Consider the following 19,739-nt stretch of genomic DNA (forward strand, 5'->3'; position numbering starts at 1 on the left):
AATTTATTTCTACATATAAAAATAAATTTTTAGTTTTGTCTAAATTTTTATTTTGATTAATGAAAAATATTTGGATAGTTTTCCTGTTTTCAACTTTTTCTAGTTTTGCACAACAAAAAGATACCATAACTCAAAAAACGGAAAATCAACTCGAAGAAGTGGTTATTTCTGGTACTTTGAAAGCGGTAAAACGATTGGAAAATCCTGTTCCAGTAGAAGTTATTACGGCTACTTTTTTAAAACAAAATCCAACTTCGAATGTATTTGATGCTTTGCAAAATGTAAACGGCTTGCGTCCACAAAACAACTGTAATGTTTGCAATACTGGCGACATTAGAATTAACGGACTTGATGGTCCATATACAATGGTAACGATTGACGGAATGCCGATTGTTAGCGCGTTGGGAAGCGTTTATGGTTTGTCGGGAATTCCAAATTCGATGATAGAAAGAATTGAAGTCGTAAAAGGTGCTGCTTCTACTTTGTATGGTAGCGAAGCCGTTGGCGGATTGATTAATATTATTACTAAAAGACCAAAAGCTGTTCCGCAATTCACTGCCGATATTTTCTCAACTTCTTGGCTCGAAAACAACATCGACATTGGTTATCGCACTTCTTTAGGCAAAAAAACAGATGTTTTAATCGGAATTAATTATTTCAATTACAATAATAAAATTGACAACAACAACGATAATTTTACAGATATGTCGTTGCAAAACCGCGTGTCTATTTTTAGTAAATGGAACTTCAACCGAAAATCAGAAAAAGAATTTAGTCTAGTTTCACGTTATTTATACGAAGATCGTTGGGGTGGCGAAATGCAATGGAATAAAAACTATCGCGGCGGAGATGAAGTTTATGGCGAAAGTATTTACACTTCACGTTGGGAACTTTTAGGAAAATATCAATTGCCAACAACTGAAAAAATGTTTCTTCAATTTTCATTAATCGGTCACGACCAAAATTCGGCTTATGGAAATTCGTTTTTTCTTGCCAATCAAAAAATTGCATTCGGACAATATCTTTGGGACAAAAACCTAAAAAATCATTCGTTGCTTTTCGGTACGGCGTTTCGTTATCAATATTATGACGATAATACGCCAGCAACTAATTCCAGTAATTCGTCTGAAATTTATAGTTTGTTTGTTCAAGACGAAATTCAATTTTCTGAAAAATCGAGTATTTTGTTGGGTTCACGATACGATTACAATTCGGCTCACGGTTCGATTTTTACACCAAGATTGGCAGTAAAATGGAAACCAACCACCAATGATATTTTGCGATTAAACTTTGGAACAGGTTTTAGAATTGTTAATCTTTTTACCGAAGATCATCAAGCATTATCCGGTTCGCGAGAAGTAATTTTAACCGAAAATCTAAAGCCTGAAACATCCTATAATTTGAATTTGAATTATTTAAAAAAATACGTTTTGAATAATTCTGGTATTATCAATCTTGAATTTTCGGCTTGGCATACCTATTTTACCAACAAGATTTTTGCCGATTATGATGTCAATCCCAATCAAATTGTTTACGATAATTTGAACGGTTATTCCAAAATTTTCGGACTAAGTACCAATGCCGATTGGATTACGCCTTTTGGTTTAAAAGCAACCATTGGAGCTAGTTTTTTTGATGCCAAAACGAAACAAGACAACCGAAAATTCACACCACTTTTTACCGAAAAATATACAGTAAATTGGGCAATTAACTATGAAATTCCCAAGTGGTTTGTATCGTTTGATTACACCGGAAATCTTACCGGAAATATGCGCTTGCCGTTACTTGGCGAACTCGATCCAAGACGAGAATATTCGCTTCCGTTCAGCATTCAGAATATTCAAATTACGTATAAAAAAATTCACGATTTAGAAATTTATTCGGGTGTAAAAAATCTTTTTAATTGGACACCAAATCGTGGAAATCCGTTCATTATTTCGCGTTCAAATGATCCTTTTGACAAAAATGTACAATTTGACACTTCAGGAAATGTAATTCCAACTCCTGACAATCCTTACGGACTGACATTTGATCCAACGTATGCTTACGGTCCAAATCAAGGAATTCGATTTTTTCTGGGATTGCGCTATCATATTGATTAACATTTGTTTGATTTCATATTCCTTTAGATTGCTTATTTTTGAAACATGCAACACTATCATTACATTTTTACAGGTTCAGGATTATCCGCGTTGATGACGGTTTATGAAATGATTTTATCAAAGAAATTTAACGATAAATCCATTCTAATACTTGATCAAAACCCAAAAAAAACCAACGACCGAACTTGGTGTTTTTGGGACGAAAAACAATCTTTTGATGAAATAGTTTCAAAAAAATGGGAGGTGGCACTTTTTGCTGATGAAAACTTTCGAAGAGATATAGATTTGCATCCGTATCAATACAAAATGGTTCGCGGATTGGATTTTTACAATCTAGTTTTCGATTTAATTTCTAAGCAAAAAAATATCCGCTTTGTAAACGAAAAAGTAATTGACTTTGAAGAACTTGGCAATCATTGTGTGGTAAAAACAGAAAGTGAAAATTTTACTTGTAACAAAATCTTCAATTCTATTTACAACCCAGAAATTGTAAAAAATCAATCGAAATATCCGTTGTTGCAACAGCATTTTATCGGTTGGTTTATACAATCCGAAGAAAAAGTTTTCAATCCAGCCAAGGCAACTTTTATGGATTTTTCGTTGGAACAAAAAGGAAATACCCGATTTATGTATGTCTTGCCAACTTCCGAAACAGAAGCTTTACTGGAATACACATTATTTTCGCCAGATTTACTTTCTAAGGAAGAATACGAAAACGAAATTCAAAATTATATTCAAAAATTAGGAATCACCAACTACAAAATCATCGAAAAAGAACACGGAAACATTCCAATGACATGTTATGCTTTTTGGAAACACAACACTAAAAACATCATCAACATTGGTTCTGCTGGTGGATGGACAAAAGCAAGTACCGGTTATACTTTTGCCAATACCATAAAAAAATCAAAAGCTTTAATTCGATTTTTATCGAAAGAAACCGATTTTCGAAAATTCCATAAAAAAGATAAATTTTGGTTGTATGACCTATTGTTTATCGATGTTTTATTCCGAAGAAATGATTTAGGTTCAACTGTATTTTCGGCTTTATTTAAAAAAGGAAATCCAAGCTTGATTTTCAAATTTCTTGATGAAGAGACCACGCTTTGGGAAGACTTGCAAGTCATTTGGAAATGTCCGAAAGGATTGTTTGTTAAAGCATTATTTGGAAGAATTTTTTAGTCATAAATTGACTATCAAACCATAACAAATCTTTATGATTCGGTTTCTCATAAAAAGCGAAAAACTTTGTAACTTTGCAGTAGATTTTTTAAATCTAAAATTTAATATCAAATATTTAATATCAAAAAATATGTATCCAGAAGAAATGGTAAACCCGATGCGTGCTGAACTAACAGATGCCGGTTTTCAAAATTTATATAATGCAGAAGAAGTAAAAAATGCGATTAAAGCAGAAGGAACAACATTAGTTGTGGTAAATTCAGTATGCGGCTGTGCAGCAAGAAATGCTCGTCCAGGAGCAAAAATGAGTTTGGATGGAGCCAAAAAGCCAGATCATTTAGTGACTGTCTTTGCAGGAGTTGACAAAGAAGCAGTTGATGCTGCAAGAGAAGAAATGTTTCCTTTTCCTCCATCTTCTCCAAGTATGGCGTTGTTCAAAAATGGTGAATTAGTTCACATGCTAGAACGTCATCACATTGAAGGTCGTCCGGCAGAAATGATTGCAGAAAACTTAAAAGACGCTTACGCAGAATTTTGTTAATTTTTGCATTCTTAAAAATTGCAACCCTTCTTGAATATAAAATTCTAGAAGGGTTTTTTTATTTCCTAACGCAACCTTTTATATTTTTCTCATCTTACTATTAAAACCTATCAAAAATCTATGAAGAAAATTTTACTCCTAGCCGTTTTTCCGCTTTTTGCATTTCAATGTTCTGAAAACAATGATGCTAATTTAAGCGATGAATTGACAGAAAAAAAACAAGAAATTGTTGACTATATCAATAGTTTTGACTGTACTGAAAGTTGTAGCTATATCGCTTTTGGTTCTAAACCTTGCGGCGGACCAAGAGAATATTTGTTATTTTCGAGCAATGTAAATTTGGGACAATTACAACAAATGGTTGCAGAATATAACGAAATGGATCATCAAAATAATATTCAAACTAACGCAGTTTCTGATTGTGCTGTTGAATTACCTCCAAACGCTGTGGATTGCGTAAACGGTGATTGTGTGGTTATAAATTAAAGGTTAAATTTGCTATGAAGAAGAAATCCCTTTCCGTTGAAAAACGGTTAGGGTTTTTTGTTTTTTTAAACCACAAAGAATACAAAGAAAGCACAAAGAACACTATTACTTTAGCAGTATTTTATTCTTTGTGATCTTAGCGTATTCTTAGCGCACTTTGTGGTTAAATTAAAAAATGTAAATTTGCACTCGAATTCTTCCATTTAGAATTCCTAACATATTTCTCACTTAAACGTTTATAGCATGCAACTGTATAACACCTTAAGCGCAGAAGAAAGAGCACAATTAATTGATGAAGCCGGACAACAACGTCTTACATTATCTTTCTATGCGTATGCCAAAATTGAAGATCCTAAAAAATTTCGCGACGATTTATTTATCCAATGGAACAAGCTCGATGCTCTTGGTCGAACCTATGTAGCCAAAGAAGGTATTAATGCTCAAATGAGTGTTCCAGCCGAAAACTTTGAAGCTTTTCGTGAAACTTTAGAAGCGTATGATTTTATGCGTGGCATTCGTTTGAATGTTGCTGTTGAACACGATGATCATTCTTTCTTAAAACTAACCGTAAAAGTTCGTGACAAAATTGTAGCCGATGGTTTAAATGACGAAACCTTTGATGTAACCAATATCGGAGTTCATTTAAAAGCAAAAGAATTCAACCAAATCTTAGAAGATCCAAACACTATTGTAGTTGATTTTAGAAATCATTACGAAAGTGAAATTGGTCATTTTAAAGGTGCAATTACGCCAGATGTAGAAACTTTTAGAGAAAGTTTACCAATTATCAACGAGCAATTAAAAGATTTTAAAGAAGATAAAAATCTGGTAATGTATTGCACAGGCGGAATTCGTTGCGAAAAAGCTTCGGCTTATTTCAAACATCAAGGTTTTAAAAATGTATTCCAATTGGAAGGCGGAATTATCAATTATGCAAAACAAATCAAAGAAGAAGGTTTGGAAAGTAAATTCATCGGAAAGAATTTCGTTTTCGACCACAGATTAGGTGAAAGAATTACCGATGATATCGTTTCACAATGTCATCAATGTGGAAAACCTTGTGATAATCACACAAACTGTTTAAATGATGGTTGCCATTTATTATTCATCCAATGTGACGAATGTAAAGCAGCAATGGAAAATTGTTGTTCAACCGAATGTTTAGAAATTACACATTTGCCATTAGCCGAACAAGTTAAACTTCGTAGAGGAAAACAAGTTGGGAATAAAGTATTTAGAAAAGGGAAATCAGAGAATTTGAAATTCAAACATTCAGGTGAACTATCCGATATTGCTTTAGCAAAAACACAAGAGACAAAAGACATTCGTCAAAAGATAAAAATCAAAAAAACACTTGTCGGTAAAGCCGAACATTATTTTGTAAAAGCACAAGTTGCACTTTTTGTTGTAGAAAAAAACGAAATAAAGCTTGGCGACAAAATCTTAATTTCTGGACCAACAACTGGAAATCAAGAATTGGTTTTAGAAAAAATGTTCGTCAACGGAAGCGAAAATTCATCAGCAAAAGTTGGTGATAAAATCACATTCGAAGTTCCATTTAGAATTCGATTATCGGATAAATTGTATAAATTAGATGCCTAATCAAGTTTTAAATGGATATTTACAAAATACTAAAGTTCAATAATGCCATAAAAAATCACCGAGTTAAATTTCTCGGTCTTTGGTTGCTTTCGGTTTTGAACAAACGGTATTTGGCCATACAATTGGATCCAGTTCTAGCGTGTAATCTTCGTTGTAAAATGTGTTATTTTACCGATGATGACTATGTTAGAAAAAACATGAAAGGCATTTTTAAAGAAGAAAGTATAGACGAAATTGCCAATGTTATTTTCAAAAATGCTTTGAAATTACAAATCGGTTGCGGTGCTGAACCAACACTTTTTAAACACAACACCAAGCTGATTGAAACGGCAAAAAAACATCAAGTTCCATATATAAGTATGATTACCAATGGTAATTTGCTTGAAAAAGAAGATGTAGAAAGTTTTTCCAATGCAGGTTTGGACGAGTTTATTTTGTCGATGCATGGCGTTACTAAAGAAACCTATGAAGACATGATGGATAAAGGAATTTATGAAAAATTCCATGATATTTTAAGGTTTATTACTGAGCAAAAAAAGGTTAATCCAAAGCTTCGTTTACGAATTAATTATACGTTTAATCAAGATAATTTTCACGAATTAAAAGATTTTTTCAAGGTTTATGATGAATATGACATCGATATTATTCAGCTACGACCAATTGATAAAATTGGAGAAACAACCTATAACGAATTCAGTTTAAAAAAAATTGAAAGCGATTATTTTGAAGTTTCTAATTTTCTTAAAAATGAAACCCAAAAAAGAAAAATAACACTGCTTTATCCGCAATCAATTTATAGAAACGAAACCCAATCGCTGAAGGTAAAAACGCAAAACGACAGTTCTTATCTTATTCCTTACACCTATTGTTATGTTTCGCCAAAATATTTTTGGAAAGACGATTTCGATTGGAAAAACGAAACTTTTTCTTCTTGGAAAAAACGAAATAATTGGAATTTTACGCTGCTAAAAAACGTGTTCAAATCCCGAAAAAAACTTGATGAAACTAATCGAAATATGCTAAATTATTCAGTAGAAATAAATTAAACAAATACCAAAACGCCAATTTTAAAGTTGGCGTTTTTATATTAATTAGCTTCTTGTATAAACCTCAATTACAGACTCATCATCTCCATCACCATCGAAGTCATAATTAACTTTCACTCTTAATGTAGATGAGGATAACTCAACTATTTGAGCAGTTGCAGATTCTCCACCCATAGTAATCGTGATTGAATTTGATGTTTTTGTATAGGTAAAATTTTCAGAATCTTCTTCACAATCCCAAACATCAACCGATCTTCCTGTTCCATTTGAGTTAAATTGAATATAGTCTTTACCACATTCTTCGTGATCGTCATACGGAATTGTTTGACCAGCAACTTTATACTCTTTATTGTACCATTTTCCAGTTAATTCTCCTGAAGTACTTGGTCCATCATCAGACGAACACGAAAACACCAAAATGCTCGTAGCAATTACGGCAGATAATTTTAATACTTTCATAATAAATTGATTAATAATTTTTACAAATCAAAAAAAAAAAAACGAAAAAAACAAAGAATTTTAGTATAAAAAAGAATAAACTCAAAACCATTTTTTGAAGTTTAAAAAATACTATCTTTACACTTTTAACGTTATCTATGATAAGTAGTCTCGGTTATACGTCGAGATGACCACTATATATTTCAAATTATGGCATGTACAAGTTGTTCAACGTCTGATGGCAGTTCGCCTAAAGGATGCAAAAATAATGGGACTTGCGGCACCGATAGCTGCAACAAATTAACGGTTTTCGATTGGCTTTCAAACATGAGTCCTTCCAATGGCGAAACGCCTTTTGACTGTGTTGAAGTACGTTTTAAAAACGGAAGAAAAGAGTTTTATCGAAATACAGAAAAATTAACTTTAAGTATTGGCGATATCGTTGCAACTGAAGCTTCGCCAGGTCACGATATTGGAATTGTTACACTTACAGGTGAATTGGTTAAAATCCAAATGAAGAAAAAAGGTGTAAATCCTACTTCAGCTGAAATCCAAAAAGTTTACAGAAAAGCATCCCAAAAAGACATCGATATTTGGAGTGAAGCTCGCGATAAAGAAGAACCAATGAAAGTAAAAGCACGTGAAATTGCCATTGCTTTAAAACTTCAAATGAAAATTTCAGACATCGAATTTCAAGGCGATGCATCCAAAGCTGTTTTTTATTACACTGCCGAAGATCGAGTTGATTTTAGACAATTAATCAAAGAATTTGCCCAAGTTTTCAAAATTAGAATTGAAATGAAGCAAGTTGGTTTTCGTCAAGAAGCAGCACGACTTGGAGGAATTGGTTCTTGCGGAAGAGAATTATGCTGTTCAACTTGGCTAACCGATTTTAGAAGTGTGAATACATCTGCAGCACGTTACCAACAACTTTCGCTAAATCCACAAAAACTGGCTGGTCAATGCGGAAAATTAAAATGCTGTCTAAACTATGAATTAGACACTTACATGGATGCGCTGAAAGATTTTCCCGATTTTGAAACCAAACTTTACACCGAAAAAGGCGATGCAATTTGTCAAAAACAAGATATTTTCAAAGGATTAATGTGGTTTGCTTACACCGATAATTTTGCCAATTGGCATGTGTTAAAGATTGATCAGGTAAAAGAAATCATCGCTCAAAACAAACAAAAAATTAGAGTTTCTGCCCTTGAAGATTTTGCCGAAGAAATTGTAACTGAACCAGAAACTAGGTTTAGTAACGCTATGGGACAAGAAAGTCTTACTCGTTTTGACCAACCTAAAAAGAAAAAGAATAACAACAAAAAAAGAAGACCAAACAATCAAAATAAAAAGCCATCAACCAATAACCGAAATGAACAAAAAAAATAGTTTAATTCTTGTTTTATTGTGCTGTTTTTTATTCTCTTGTGACAAAAAGAGAGTTTTTGACGAATACAAATCCGTTGGAAAATCATGGGATAAAGACAGTATTGTTTCTTTTGAATTGCCTCAACTTGATAGTAATAAAAACTATGATATGTTTGTAAACGTTAGAAACAATGATAATTACCAATTCAGCAATTTATTTCTAATCGTTTCGTTAGAACAACCTAACAGAAAAGTTAAAGTAGATACGCTCGAATACATCATGACAAATCCTGACGGCACACTTCTTGGTGAAGGTTTTACTGATGTTAAAGAAAGTAAATTATTCTATAAAGCAAACGAAAAATTTGACCAAAAAGGCGTTTACAAAGTAACCATTAAACACGCCGTGAGACAAACCGGAAAAATTGAAGGTGTAAAAAATCTCGAAGGTATTACCGATGTTGGTTTTAGAATAGAATCAAAAGAATAGATGTATGGCTCAAAAAAATAATACAACCGTAAAAGACATAAACTACTACAAAAAGAAATTTTGGAAACTATTTTTCTATAGTTCTGGAGCAGTAATTCTATTCTTTTTGTTGGCTTCTTGGGGATTTTTTGGCGCAATGCCATCCTTTGAAGATTTAGAAAATCCTGAATCTAATTTAGCTACAGAAATTATATCTTCTGATGGTGTAACTATTGGTAAATTCTACAACGAAAACAGAACGCCAATCAAGTTTGAAGATTTGCCACCACATTTAGTAAACGCATTAGTCGCAACCGAAGACGAACGTTTTTACGAACATTCAGGCATTGATGCTCGAAGAACTTTTGGTGCAGCGCTAAAATTAGGTCAAGATGGTGGAGCAAGTACAATTTCGCAACAGTTAGCCAAGCAGTTATTTCACGGCGAAGGTTCAAGTTTCAAAGTTTTTCGTATAATTCAAAAAGTAAAAGAATGGATTATCGCAATCAAACTTGAAAGACAATATACTAAAAATGAAATCATTGCCATGTATTTCAATGTATATGATTTCAATAATTACGCAATCGGAATTCGTTCAGCATCAAAAACTTATTTTTCAAAAGAACCCAAAGATTTAACCATAGACGAAGCGGCAATTTTAGTTGGAATGTTCAAAAATTCCTCGCTTTACAATCCGGTTAGAAATCCTGTTGGTGTAAAAAACAGGAGAAATGTGGTGCTTTCGCAAATGCTGAAATCAAAAATTATTACACAGTCACAAAAAGAAAGTCTAAGCAATTTACCAATCAAACTGGATTTCAAACTCCAAACTCACAAAGAAGGAATCGCAACCTATTTCCGCGAATACCTTCGTGAATACATGAAAAAATGGGTAAAAGAAAATAAAAAACCAAACGGCGAAGATTATGATATCTATACCGATGGATTAAAAATCTACACAACCATCGATTCCAAAATGCAAGAACACGCCGAAGAAGCGGTTCAAGCACACATGAAAAATCTACAACAAGAATTTTTTCATCAGCAAAAAGACAATAAAAACGCACCATTCATCAACATTACTGATGCCGAAACAAATCGCATTATGACCAATGCTATGAAAAACTCAGAACGTTGGCGCGTAATGAAAGATTTAGACAAAACTGAAGAAGAAATCCTCGCTTCATTTGATGTAAAAACTAAAATGAAAATCTTTTCATGGAAAGGTGAAATCGATACGTTAATGACTCCAAAGGATTCCATTCGTTATTATAAACATTTCCTTCAAGCAGGTTTAATGTCGCTTGAACCGCAAACTGGTCATATAAAAGCTTGGGTTGGAGGAATTAATTACAAATATTTTCAATACGATCACGTTGGTCAAGGCGCAAGACAAGTAGGTTCGACATTCAAACCCTTTGTTTACGCTACAGCAATCGAACAATTAGGAATGTCGCCATGTGATTCAATCATCGACAGTCCTTTTATGATTCACAAAGGAAGACACCACGTAACTGCCGATTGGGAACCAAAAAATTCCGATCGTCAATACCGTGGAATGGTAAACTTAAAACGTGCTTTAGCACTTTCTATTAATACCGTTTCAGCAAAATTAATCGACAAAACTGGTCCAGAAGCCGTAGTAGCTTTAACCAAAAAACTTGGCGTAAATTCCGAAATCCCAAACCAACCTTCTATTGCACTTGGTGCTGTTGAAATTACCGTTCAAGATATGGTTGCTGCTTACAGTACATTTGCTAATCAAGGCGTTTATATGAAACCACAATTTATCTCTAGAATAGAAGATAAAAACGGTGTTGTTTTATATGAACCAATCCCAGAATCACACGATGTATTAAATAAAGACATTGCCTATGCGGTTATTAAACTTCTCGAAGGTGTGACCGAAAGTGGTTCTGGAGTTCGACTTAGAACTCAAGGTGGCGGAAGTGGTGACAATCGTTGGACTGGTTATCCTTATATGTTTACCAATCCAATTGCAGGTAAAACCGGAACATCTCAAAATCAATCTGATGGTTGGTTTATCGGAATGGTACCAAATCTCGTAACCGGAGTTTGGGTTGGATGTGAAGATCGTTCCGCGCGTTTCAAAAGCATAACCTATGGTCAAGGTGCAACAGCAGCTTTACCAGTTTGGGGATATTTTATGAAAAAATGCTACGAAGACAAAGATTTACAAGTCTCCAAAGATCCATTTGAACGACCAGATAATTTATCCATAAAAGTAGATTGTTGGACGCCACGAAAAGTAGAAACCGATTCAACAGCCGTTGATACCGAAGAACAAGATATCGACGAATTCGGATTATAATTTTTAGGAGCTGATTCCTGCTGTACGCTATATCTTTTTTGTTTTGTCACCCTGAGCTCAGTCGAAGGGCAATTTCTAACAAAACAAAAAAGGATGCCGCTTCCATCAGGGCTAAAACTGAAACAAACTAACACAATATGATTAACAAAAAAGTAAACTCTGTTCAAGAAGCACTACAAGGTATCGAAGACAACATGACCATTATGCTTGGCGGTTTCGGACTTTGTGGTATTCCCGAAAACAGCATCGCCGAACTTGTAAAAAAAGGCGTTACTAATCTAACCTGTATATCAAACAATGCTGGAGTTGATGACTTCGGATTGGGATTATTGCTTCAAAAAAGACAAATCAAAAAAATGATATCTTCCTATGTAGGAGAAAATGCCGAATTCGAACGCCAAATGCTTTCTGGCGAACTTGAAGTTGAACTTACACCACAAGGAACATTAGCCGAAAAATGTCGTGCTGCACAAGCTGGAATTCCAGCATTCTTCACAACTGCAGGATTTGGAACCGAAGTTGCCGAAGGAAAAGAAACTCGCGAATTCAACGGAAAAATGCACGTAATGGAACTAGCATACAAAGCCGATTTTTCGATTGTAAAAGCGTGGAAAGGTGACGAAGCAGGAAACCTAATTTTCAAAGGAACAGCTCGAAATTTCAACGCAGTTATGGCTGGCGCAGGAAAAACAACCATCGCCGAAGTAGAAGAATTACTTCCAGCTGGAAGCTTAAATCCAAACGAAATTCACATTCCCGGAATTATGGTACAACGTATTTTTCAAGGAGAGAAATTTGAAAAAAGAATTGAGCAACGTACAACGCGTAAAAAAGAATAGTCATGGCTTTAGATAAAAATCAAATTGCAAAACGAATAGCTAAAGAAGTAAAAGATGGCTATTATGTAAATTTAGGAATTGGTATTCCAACTTTGGTTGCCAATTATGTTCGCAATGACATTTCGGTAGAATTTCAAAGTGAAAATGGCGTTCTAGGAATGGGACCATTTCCTTTTGAAGGCGAAGAAGATGCAGACATTATCAACGCAGGAAAACAAACCATAACAACATTACCTGGCGCAAGTTTCTTCGATTCGGCTTTTAGTTTCGGAATGATCCGTGCTCAAAAAGTAGATTTAACCATTCTTGGTGCGATGGAAGTTGCCGAAAACGGAGATATTGCCAATTGGAAAATTCCGGGTAAAATGGTAAAAGGAATGGGCGGAGCAATGGATTTAGTAGCTTCTGCAGAAAATATTATCGTTGCCATGATGCATGTCAACAAAGCTGGTGAAAGCAAAATTCTAAAAAAATGTACGCTTCCGTTAACTGGCGTTGGTTGTGTTAAAAAAGTAGTAACCGAATTAGCCGTGATGGAAATTACGCCAAAAGGTTTCAAATTATTAGAACGCGCACCAGGAATTTCGGTGGAAGAAATTATAAAATCAACCGAAGCTGACTTAATCATCGAAGGAGAAATTCCTGAAATGATGATTAATTAATAAAACCCGATTACAACACAAACCTGACAGGTTTTGAAAACCAGTCAGGTTTTTTCAATTTAATAAATAATGAGTTTCCCAAAAGTTATATTAAAATCAGGAAAAGAAAAATCCATTCAACGTCGTCATCCTTGGGTTTTCAGTGGAGCAGTTTTTGGCGTAAGCCGAGAAATTAATGATGGTGAAATGGTTGAAGTTGTCGATTCAAAAAACATTCATTTAGCAAATGGTTTTTTTAGTGATAAAGGAAGTATTGTCGTTCGCATTCTAACTTTTGGAACTGAAACTTTTGATGACACTTTTTGGCAGAAAAAACTACAATCTGCTTGGGAATTGCGTACTCAATTATTGGATTTTGAACAAACCAATGCTTTTCGTGTGATTCACGGCGAAGGCGATGGAATTCCGGGATTAATCATCGATTATTACAATAAAAATTGGGTAATTCAAGCTCATGCTTCTGGAATTTATTTGCAGATGGAAGCAATTGCCAATGCTGTGAAATCTACTTTCCCCGATTTTTGTGAAACGATTTATTGTAAAAGTAGTGGCACACTTCAAAACACAGGAACTGATTATTTTCTTTTTGGAACCAATGAAGAAACAGTTGCTAAAGAAAACGGTATTTTATTTTCAGTAAATTGGGTTGAAGGTCAAAAAACAGGTTTTTTTCTTGACCAACGAGATAACAGAAAATTGTTAGGCGAATTTTCCAAAGGAAAAAAAGTGCTGAATACATTTTGCTACACCGGAGGTTTTTCTATTTATGGCATGCAAGCGCAAGCCGAATTGGTTACTTCTGTTGATATTTCGCAAAAAGCGGTTGATTTAGCTGCTAAAAACATGGAATTAAATTTCCCAAATGCCAATCATAAAGCCATTGCAGATGATGTTTTTAACTTCATGAAAGAAAACCATCAAATTTATGATGTGATTGTGCTTGATCCGCCGGCTTTTGCTAAAAGTATTAAAAGTAAACACACCGCAACGCAAGCCTACAAACGTCTAAATATTGCTGGATTAAAAGCTTTGGCGCCAAAAGGAATTTTGTTTACATTTTCGTGTTCACAAGTGATTGATGATGTATTGTTCTACAATACAGTTGCTGCTGCAGCTATTGAAACCGGCAGAACAATAAGGGTTTTACATAAACTTACTCAAGGTCCAGATCATCCAACGAATATTTATCATCCCGAAGGTCATTACTTAAAAGGTTTGGTTTTGTATGTAGAATAAAAGCTAAAAAAGCATGTCAAAGTTTAAAAATGACATGCTTTTTTTTAATTTTTACTTTCTAAATACTCCAAAATCACTGGCGAAGCATGAGTGAAACTCGGAAACTGTTCAATGACCGAAACAGCTCTTTTTTTATTTAATTTATAAGTCAAATCAAACTCGGTTGTAAAAAGAATAGCCGATAAAAAAGGATTGTTTATAAATTCCAATAATCGAGGAAAAGCACTATCGATAGTATGAATTTCAAATAGTTCTTCTCGCTGAAACTTAAATTTCAATTCCAGTTTTAATCTATTTTCATCTAAAATCGGACGGACATAAATATTCATCAAATCGGTATTTCCAATGGTTTTTGCTAATGTTAATTTGGCAAAAGTTCCATCTTCTAAACTCAGTTTGACTTTAGAATAAAACTCTGAAAATGTTTCTGTGAAAAGCATAAATTATAGCATTTGTAAAAGTTAACCGCAAATTCACAAATTAACTAAAAATAGTTTTAGTTAAAAATTTGCGAATTTGCGGTAATTCATAAAATTACAAATTAGCAAAGAAATCATTCCCTTTATCGTCAGTAATGATGAATGCTGGGAAATCTTTTACTGTAATTTTACGAACGGCTTCCATTCCAAGTTCTTCGAAATCAACAACCTCAACAGCAAGAATATTTTCTTTTGCCAAAATCGCCGCTGGTCCGCCGATAGAACCCAAATAAAATCCGCCGTACTTTTTACAAGCATCGGTTACTTCTTTTGTTCGGTTTCCTTTGGCAAGCATAATCATGCTTCCGCCTACTGCTTGAAATTCATCAACATACACATCCATTCGTCCAGCAGTTGTTGGTCCAAAACTTCCTGATGGCATTCCGTCTGGCGTTTTTGCTGGTCCAGCATAATACACAGGATGATTTTTGAAGTATTCTGGCATTGGTTTTCCAGAATCTAAAAGTTCTTTGATTTTAGCATGAGCAATATCTCTTGCAACGATAACGGTTCCGTTTAGTTTCAATCGAGTGGTAACTGGATATTTTGATAATTCAGCCAAAATTTCTTTCATCGGTCGATTTAAATCTACAATAACCGGTTCTTCTAAATGTGGCGGAACTTCAGGTAAAAATTGTTTTGGATTGATTTCTAATTGTTCCAAAAAGATACCGTCTTTGGTGATTTTTCCTTTGATATTTCTATCTGCCGAACACGAAACACCTAATCCAACCGGACAAGAAGCTGCATGTCGCGGCAAACGAATTACGCGAACATCATGAGCAAAATATTTTCCGCCAAATTGCGCTCCGATAGCACTTTCTTGGCAAATTTCAAGTACTCGTTTTTCCCATTCTAAATCGCGAAACGCTTGACCTGCCATGTTTCCAGTTGTTGGCAATTCGTCAAAATATCCTGCAGATGCTTTTTTCACCGCAGCAAGATTGGCTTCGGCAGATGTTCCACCAATAACTAATGCCAAATGATATGGTGGACAAGCTGATGTTCCTAAATCTTTTATTTTTTCACGAACGAATTCGTCTAATGATTTTTCGTTTAAAAGTGATTTTGTTTTTTGGTATAAGAATGTTTTATTTGCACTTCCGCCACCTTTGGCTAAAAACAAAAACTCATAACTGTTTCCTTTTTTGGCATAAATATCAATTTGTGCCGGAAGATTGGAACCCGAATTTTTCTCCTCAAACATCGAAATCGGAACGATTTGTGAATAGCGAAGATTTTTCTTTTGATAGGAATTGAAAATCCCTTTGGATAGCCATTCGGCATCATCAACTCCAGTGTAAATGTTCTCGCCTTTTTTTGCCATTACAATTGCCGTTCCGGTATCTTGACATGAAGGTAATTCGCCTTCAACAGCAACCGCAGCATTTTGCAATAAATTGTAAGCTACAAATCGGTCGTTATCCGTTGCTTCAGGATCGTGAAGAATGTTTTCTAACTTTTTTAAATGAGCCGTTCGCAACATAAACGACACATCAATCATCGCTTCTTCTGCCAAAAGTTCTAATCCTTTTGGATCAACGGTAAGTATTTCTCTATCGCCAAGTTTTTCGACTTTAACGTAATCAGAAGTGAGTTTTTTGTACTGTGTATCGTCTTTCAAAATCGGATACGGATCTTGATATATGAAATCCATTTGTTTGTTTTTTTATTGAACTGTAAAGTTAGGGAAACTGCATGGCTTCTGCAATTATTTGAAACGCATAGGTTGTTATTTAGAACGCATTAAAAAAACCAACTCGCTACAAAAATCGCAGTAATCACACAAATAACATCTACTATAAGCATTGCTCCTAAAGCATATCGGCTATTTTTTATATTAATCGATCCAAAATAAACGGCAATAACATAGAACGTACTTTCAGCACTACATTGAAAAATACTGCTCAATCTTCCTGTCATCGAATCGGCACCAAATGTATTCATAGAATCAATTAAAAACCCTCGTGAACCAGCCGAACTAAAAGGACGAAGCAATGCAACAGGTAAAGCATCCGTAATTTCTTTTGCCACACCTAAATTAGAAAAAATAAAAGCAATCCAATTGCTAATAATTTCAAATAAACCACTATTTCTGAACAACGAAATGGCAACTAACATTCCTAAAACATAAGGAAATATTGTAACCCCAGTTTTAACTCCATTATTTGCTCCAACCACAAATGCTTCATAAACGGTGGTATTTGCTTCTGTAAATTTCTTTTCTTTTATGAATGATAATATCAATGTGAAAACAATAATTACAACCAAAATCAAAGCCGAAAGATTGGAAGTAAAATAATTTTTACCAATTAAATCCAGATGATTTACATACATCAACAATCCAATAATTGCACCTATCAATCCCATTAACCCTGCAACCAAAGATGCACTTTTGAAGTTAATTTTTTGCTTAATTCCTACAATTAAAAACGCAGCAATTGTACCAATAAACGAAGTAATTATACAAGGCAACATTACATCAGCTGGATTTGCTGAACCTGCAGCAGCTCGATATCCAATGATTGAAGTTGCAATTAAGGTAAGTCCAGAAGCGTGTAAACACATGAACATAATTTGCGCATCGCTAGCTTTGTCTCTTTCAGGATTTATTTCTTGTAAACTCTCCATCGCTTTCAATCCAAATGGTGTTGCTGCTGAATCTAATCCAAGGAAATTGGCAGCAAAATTTAGCGTCATATAAGAAATTGAAGGATGATTTTTTGGAATACTTGGAAATACTTTTACAAAAACTGGGCTTAATATTTTTGCCAGTTTTTGCGATGCTCCTGAAATAATTAACAATTCCATCAATCCGCAGAAAAAAGCCAAATATGCCATAAGTGGCAAAATTAAATCGAGCAAAGTACTTTTACAGGTTGGCAACAATCCATCTGATTTTTGTTTTCCACTATAAATTTTTACAACTTTATTAGAAAAGACATAAGTAGTATCAGCATTTGAAATGTCGCGATTGATGACAAATGTTTTTTCGTCATTTTTTTGAATACTATCTTGAATAAATTTTGGAATTTCATTTAGGTATTTTTCCGAAATTAAAATTGGATCGTCCTTTTTACCATTCAAAACAAAGTCAATAGTATAGCTATTTCCGGAGAATAAACTAAAAATCACAAAGATTATTGATGAAATAAAGATAACGAGCCAAAATCTGCTTAAAACCATGATTTGTTTTTTTGTAAAAGTAATAAAAAGACCTGACAGGTTTTTAAAAACCTGTCAGGTCTAAAATTAAACATGAATTATTTCGTCCTCAATTAATAAATCTTCTCTGCGAAGACGAAGAAAAATTTGTGCTACCGCAATAGTATCTTTTTCGCAGTAGGTAATAATTCGGTCAATATCTTTTTCTACATAAAAAACGTGTCCAACTTGACTGCCATCAATGTCTCCTTTTGGAGATGGAATTCCGAGGATTTTTGTCAATAATTTTAAAGACGTAAAATGTTTGTAATCGCCAAATTTCCACAATTCTAATGTATCCAAATGTGGAATTTCCCAAGGTTTTTTTCCAAATAAATTCAGTTTCGCTGGAATTGCAATTTGGTTGATAATCATTCTTCGGACAATAAACGGAATGTCAAATTCTTTGGCATTATGTCCGCAAAGCAGATGTTGCGCACCATTGAAATGATTATCCAACAAAGCTGAAAAGTCTTTTAAAATTTTCTTTTCATCACCAAAAAATGAGGTTACTCTAAAGTTTCGGATATCACTTTTATTGACAAAATAACCCACAGAAATACAGATGATTTTTCCAAATTCAGCCCAAATTCCAGCTCGATCATAAAACTCTTCGGGAGTAAAATCTTCTCTTCGCTGATATTGTGTTTTTTGTTCCCAAAGTTCTTTTAATTCATTATCTAAACCATTAAAATGTTCTTCTTGTGGAACGGTTTCTATATCGAGGAAAAGAATATTATTGAGGTTTATTTTTTCTATCATAATTTTTAGCCATAAAATACACTAAAAACGAATGTAAAAAAAATTACGTTAATTCTTATGATTTACGATGAAAAATTTAGAACAAACTTTGCTGATTTGTTGGGTTTTCGTGTTCAAGCAACCATTTTTTTCGCCACAAACCTCCAGCGTAACCAGTTAATGAACCATCTGTTCCAATAACGCGATGACACGGAACAACTATCCAAAGTGGATTTTTACCATTAGCAGAAGCAACAGCACGAATGGCTTTTACGTCGCCGAGTTTTTTTGATAAATCTAGATATGAAATGGTTTTTCCAAATGGAATATTGCCTAATTCTTGCCAAACCTTTTGTTGAAAATCGGTTCCTTTTGGATTTAATTTGAAGTTGAAATCTTTACGTTTTCCATCAAAATAGTCGCTTAGTTGTTTAGCTGCTTCTTGTAATTCGAGTGGAATTGTTTTGGAAACTTCTCCTTCTGATGTAACAGAAATTTCGGAAATTCCATTTTCATCGCCAACGATTTTGGTAATTCCTAGTGGTGAATTGATAAAGCAGGTTTCCATACAGTAAAAATAGTGATTTAACCACAAAGTACACAAAGAAAGCGCAAGGTTCCCAAAGATTTATTTTGCAAAACTTAACATATACGCTTCCAATGCTTTTAGTTCTTCATCACTCATTTGCTTGGTGATGGCGAAGTTGGTTTTCATTACTTCGTATTGGCTTGGATCAACGATGGGTTCGGCTTCTTCTTTTAGGAAAGAAACGATGCTAGCGTTTTTTTCTTTGTAGATTTTGGCAATTTCGGTGATACTTGGTCCGATTACTTTTTGGTCAGATAAATGACATGCTGTACAGGTTCCTTTGCCTGAAAATAATTCTTCGCCTGAAACTGCAACCGAAGTTTCGTCGTGTTTTGGTTGTCCGTAATTGGTTTCGGTTTCTTTTTTACATGAAATGAAAATTCCGATAAAAACCAATAATACAATTTTTTTCATTTTAAA

Annotated in this window: 19 protein-coding genes; 12 read left to right on the forward strand and 7 right to left on the reverse strand. The window is 34.2% G+C overall.

What is annotated here, in order from left to right; translation table 11 throughout:
- Window positions 1–59: 59 nt before the first annotated feature.
- The 6 genes from G6042_RS10610 to G6042_RS10635 all read left to right on the forward strand — a co-directional run bounded on the left by G6042_RS10610 (window position 60) and on the right by G6042_RS10635 (window position 6,959).
- On the forward strand, window positions 60–2,102 hold the full coding sequence (locus G6042_RS10610; RefSeq protein WP_169524412.1) for a TonB-dependent receptor plug domain-containing protein: 2,043 nt from the start codon (window positions 60–62) through the stop codon (window positions 2,100–2,102).
- A 45-nt stretch (window positions 2,103–2,147) separates the two neighbouring features.
- On the forward strand, window positions 2,148–3,284 hold the full coding sequence (locus tag G6042_RS10615; RefSeq protein WP_169524413.1) for a lycopene cyclase family protein: 1,137 nt from the start codon (window positions 2,148–2,150) through the stop codon (window positions 3,282–3,284).
- 130 nt (window positions 3,285–3,414) lie between these two features.
- A complete protein-coding gene (locus G6042_RS10620) occupies window positions 3,415–3,825 on the forward strand; it encodes a BrxA/BrxB family bacilliredoxin (RefSeq protein WP_169524414.1) in 411 nt (136 codons plus the stop codon).
- Between the two features lie 120 nt (window positions 3,826–3,945).
- Window positions 3,946–4,311: a hypothetical protein gene (locus G6042_RS10625; protein WP_169524415.1), complete on the forward strand. Its 366-nt coding sequence runs from the start codon at window positions 3,946–3,948 to the stop codon at window positions 4,309–4,311.
- Window positions 4,312–4,554: 243 nt separating this feature from the next.
- Window positions 4,555–5,913 (forward strand): oxygen-dependent tRNA uridine(34) hydroxylase TrhO, encoded by a 1,359-nt coding sequence (gene trhO, locus G6042_RS10630; protein WP_169524416.1) that lies wholly within the window; start codon window positions 4,555–4,557, stop codon window positions 5,911–5,913.
- Between the two features lie 11 nt (window positions 5,914–5,924).
- Complete coding sequence (locus G6042_RS10635) at window positions 5,925–6,959, forward strand: radical SAM protein (RefSeq protein WP_169524417.1); 1,035 nt, start codon at window positions 5,925–5,927, stop codon at window positions 6,957–6,959.
- A 45-nt stretch (window positions 6,960–7,004) separates the two neighbouring features.
- Here the strand turns inward: G6042_RS10635 and G6042_RS10640 are convergent, their stop codons facing one another.
- Complete coding sequence (locus tag G6042_RS10640; protein WP_169524418.1) at window positions 7,005–7,418, reverse strand: lipocalin-like domain-containing protein; 414 nt, start codon at window positions 7,416–7,418, stop codon at window positions 7,005–7,007.
- Window positions 7,419–7,607: 189 nt separating this feature from the next.
- On the opposite strand from G6042_RS10640, the gene G6042_RS10645 reads away from it, so the two are divergent.
- From G6042_RS10645 to G6042_RS10670, 6 genes are all read left to right on the forward strand, one after another.
- Window positions 7,608–8,789 carry a PSP1 domain-containing protein gene (locus G6042_RS10645; protein WP_169524419.1) on the forward strand — a complete coding sequence of 394 codons (1,182 nt, stop codon included), beginning with the start codon at window positions 7,608–7,610 and terminating at the stop codon, window positions 8,787–8,789.
- The gene (locus tag G6042_RS10650; protein ID WP_169524420.1) at window positions 8,773–9,258 is read left to right on the forward strand and encodes a gliding motility lipoprotein GldH; all 486 of its coding nucleotides are present in this window, start codon (window positions 8,773–8,775) and stop codon (window positions 9,256–9,258) included. The genes G6042_RS10645 and G6042_RS10650 overlap by 17 nt, the downstream gene beginning before the upstream one ends.
- A gap of 4 nt (window positions 9,259–9,262) precedes the next feature.
- Window positions 9,263–11,569 carry a penicillin-binding protein 1A gene (locus tag G6042_RS10655; RefSeq protein ID WP_169524421.1) on the forward strand — a complete coding sequence of 769 codons (2,307 nt, stop codon included), beginning with the start codon at window positions 9,263–9,265 and terminating at the stop codon, window positions 11,567–11,569.
- A 137-nt stretch (window positions 11,570–11,706) separates the two neighbouring features.
- Entirely contained in the window at window positions 11,707–12,408 is a 702-nt protein-coding gene (locus G6042_RS10660) for a CoA transferase subunit A (RefSeq protein WP_169524422.1), read from the forward strand.
- 2 nt (window positions 12,409–12,410) lie between these two features.
- Window positions 12,411–13,070: a CoA transferase subunit B gene (locus G6042_RS10665; protein ID WP_169524423.1), complete on the forward strand. Its 660-nt coding sequence runs from the start codon at window positions 12,411–12,413 to the stop codon at window positions 13,068–13,070.
- 69 nt (window positions 13,071–13,139) lie between these two features.
- Window positions 13,140–14,306 (forward strand): class I SAM-dependent rRNA methyltransferase, encoded by a 1,167-nt coding sequence (locus tag G6042_RS10670; RefSeq protein ID WP_169524424.1) that lies wholly within the window; start codon window positions 13,140–13,142, stop codon window positions 14,304–14,306.
- A 44-nt stretch (window positions 14,307–14,350) separates the two neighbouring features.
- Here the strand turns inward: G6042_RS10670 and G6042_RS10675 are convergent, their stop codons facing one another.
- The 6 genes from G6042_RS10675 to G6042_RS10700 form a co-directional block, all read right to left on the reverse strand.
- A complete protein-coding gene (locus G6042_RS10675; protein ID WP_169524425.1) occupies window positions 14,351–14,746 on the reverse strand; it encodes a hypothetical protein in 396 nt (131 codons plus the stop codon).
- 94 nt (window positions 14,747–14,840) lie between these two features.
- Window positions 14,841–16,442 (reverse strand): fumarate hydratase, encoded by a 1,602-nt coding sequence (locus G6042_RS10680; RefSeq protein ID WP_169524426.1) that lies wholly within the window; start codon window positions 16,440–16,442, stop codon window positions 14,841–14,843.
- Between the two features lie 89 nt (window positions 16,443–16,531).
- Window positions 16,532–17,971, reverse strand: a complete 1,440-nt coding sequence (locus tag G6042_RS10685; protein WP_169524427.1) for a nucleoside recognition domain-containing protein — start codon at window positions 17,969–17,971, stop codon at window positions 16,532–16,534.
- A 66-nt stretch (window positions 17,972–18,037) separates the two neighbouring features.
- Window positions 18,038–18,751: a 3'-5' exonuclease gene (locus tag G6042_RS10690; RefSeq protein ID WP_169524428.1), complete on the reverse strand. Its 714-nt coding sequence runs from the start codon at window positions 18,749–18,751 to the stop codon at window positions 18,038–18,040.
- Window positions 18,752–18,827: 76 nt separating this feature from the next.
- Complete coding sequence (locus G6042_RS10695; RefSeq protein ID WP_169524429.1) at window positions 18,828–19,298, reverse strand: methylated-DNA--[protein]-cysteine S-methyltransferase; 471 nt, start codon at window positions 19,296–19,298, stop codon at window positions 18,828–18,830.
- Between the two features lie 60 nt (window positions 19,299–19,358).
- On the reverse strand, window positions 19,359–19,733 hold the full coding sequence (locus G6042_RS10700; protein WP_169524430.1) for a c-type cytochrome: 375 nt from the start codon (window positions 19,731–19,733) through the stop codon (window positions 19,359–19,361).
- Between the last annotated feature and the right edge of the window lie 6 nt (window positions 19,734–19,739).

The organism is Flavobacterium solisilvae (genome assembly GCF_012911605.1).
GTDB classification, from domain to species: domain Bacteria; phylum Bacteroidota; class Bacteroidia; order Flavobacteriales; family Flavobacteriaceae; genus Flavobacterium; species Flavobacterium solisilvae.

Excerpts from the sequence above, each read along its gene's own strand:
- G6042_RS10610 (WP_169524412.1), top strand. The coding sequence starts at position 60 with ATGAAAAATATTTGGATAGTTTTCCTGTTTTCAACTTTTTCTAGTTTT.
- G6042_RS10615 (WP_169524413.1), top strand. The coding sequence starts at position 2,148 with ATGCAACACTATCATTACATTTTTACAGGTTCAGGATTATCCGCGTTG.
- G6042_RS10620 (WP_169524414.1), top strand. The coding sequence starts at position 3,415 with ATGTATCCAGAAGAAATGGTAAACCCGATGCGTGCTGAACTAACAGAT.
- G6042_RS10625 (WP_169524415.1), top strand. The coding sequence starts at position 3,946 with ATGAAGAAAATTTTACTCCTAGCCGTTTTTCCGCTTTTTGCATTTCAA.
- trhO (WP_169524416.1), top strand. The coding sequence starts at position 4,555 with ATGCAACTGTATAACACCTTAAGCGCAGAAGAAAGAGCACAATTAATT.
- G6042_RS10635 (WP_169524417.1), top strand. The coding sequence starts at position 5,925 with ATGGATATTTACAAAATACTAAAGTTCAATAATGCCATAAAAAATCAC.
- G6042_RS10640 (WP_169524418.1), bottom strand. The coding sequence starts at position 7,418 with ATGAAAGTATTAAAATTATCTGCCGTAATTGCTACGAGCATTTTGGTG.
- G6042_RS10645 (WP_169524419.1), top strand. The coding sequence starts at position 7,608 with ATGGCATGTACAAGTTGTTCAACGTCTGATGGCAGTTCGCCTAAAGGA.
- G6042_RS10650 (WP_169524420.1), top strand. The coding sequence starts at position 8,773 with ATGAACAAAAAAAATAGTTTAATTCTTGTTTTATTGTGCTGTTTTTTA.
- G6042_RS10655 (WP_169524421.1), top strand. The coding sequence starts at position 9,263 with ATGGCTCAAAAAAATAATACAACCGTAAAAGACATAAACTACTACAAA.
- G6042_RS10660 (WP_169524422.1), top strand. The coding sequence starts at position 11,707 with ATGATTAACAAAAAAGTAAACTCTGTTCAAGAAGCACTACAAGGTATC.
- G6042_RS10665 (WP_169524423.1), top strand. The coding sequence starts at position 12,411 with ATGGCTTTAGATAAAAATCAAATTGCAAAACGAATAGCTAAAGAAGTA.
- G6042_RS10670 (WP_169524424.1), top strand. The coding sequence starts at position 13,140 with ATGAGTTTCCCAAAAGTTATATTAAAATCAGGAAAAGAAAAATCCATT.
- G6042_RS10675 (WP_169524425.1), bottom strand. The coding sequence starts at position 14,746 with ATGCTTTTCACAGAAACATTTTCAGAGTTTTATTCTAAAGTCAAACTG.
- G6042_RS10680 (WP_169524426.1), bottom strand. The coding sequence starts at position 16,442 with ATGGATTTCATATATCAAGATCCGTATCCGATTTTGAAAGACGATACA.
- G6042_RS10685 (WP_169524427.1), bottom strand. The coding sequence starts at position 17,971 with ATGGTTTTAAGCAGATTTTGGCTCGTTATCTTTATTTCATCAATAATC.
- G6042_RS10690 (WP_169524428.1), bottom strand. The coding sequence starts at position 18,751 with ATGATAGAAAAAATAAACCTCAATAATATTCTTTTCCTCGATATAGAA.
- G6042_RS10695 (WP_169524429.1), bottom strand. The coding sequence starts at position 19,298 with ATGGAAACCTGCTTTATCAATTCACCACTAGGAATTACCAAAATCGTT.
- G6042_RS10700 (WP_169524430.1), bottom strand. The coding sequence starts at position 19,733 with ATGAAAAAAATTGTATTATTGGTTTTTATCGGAATTTTCATTTCATGT.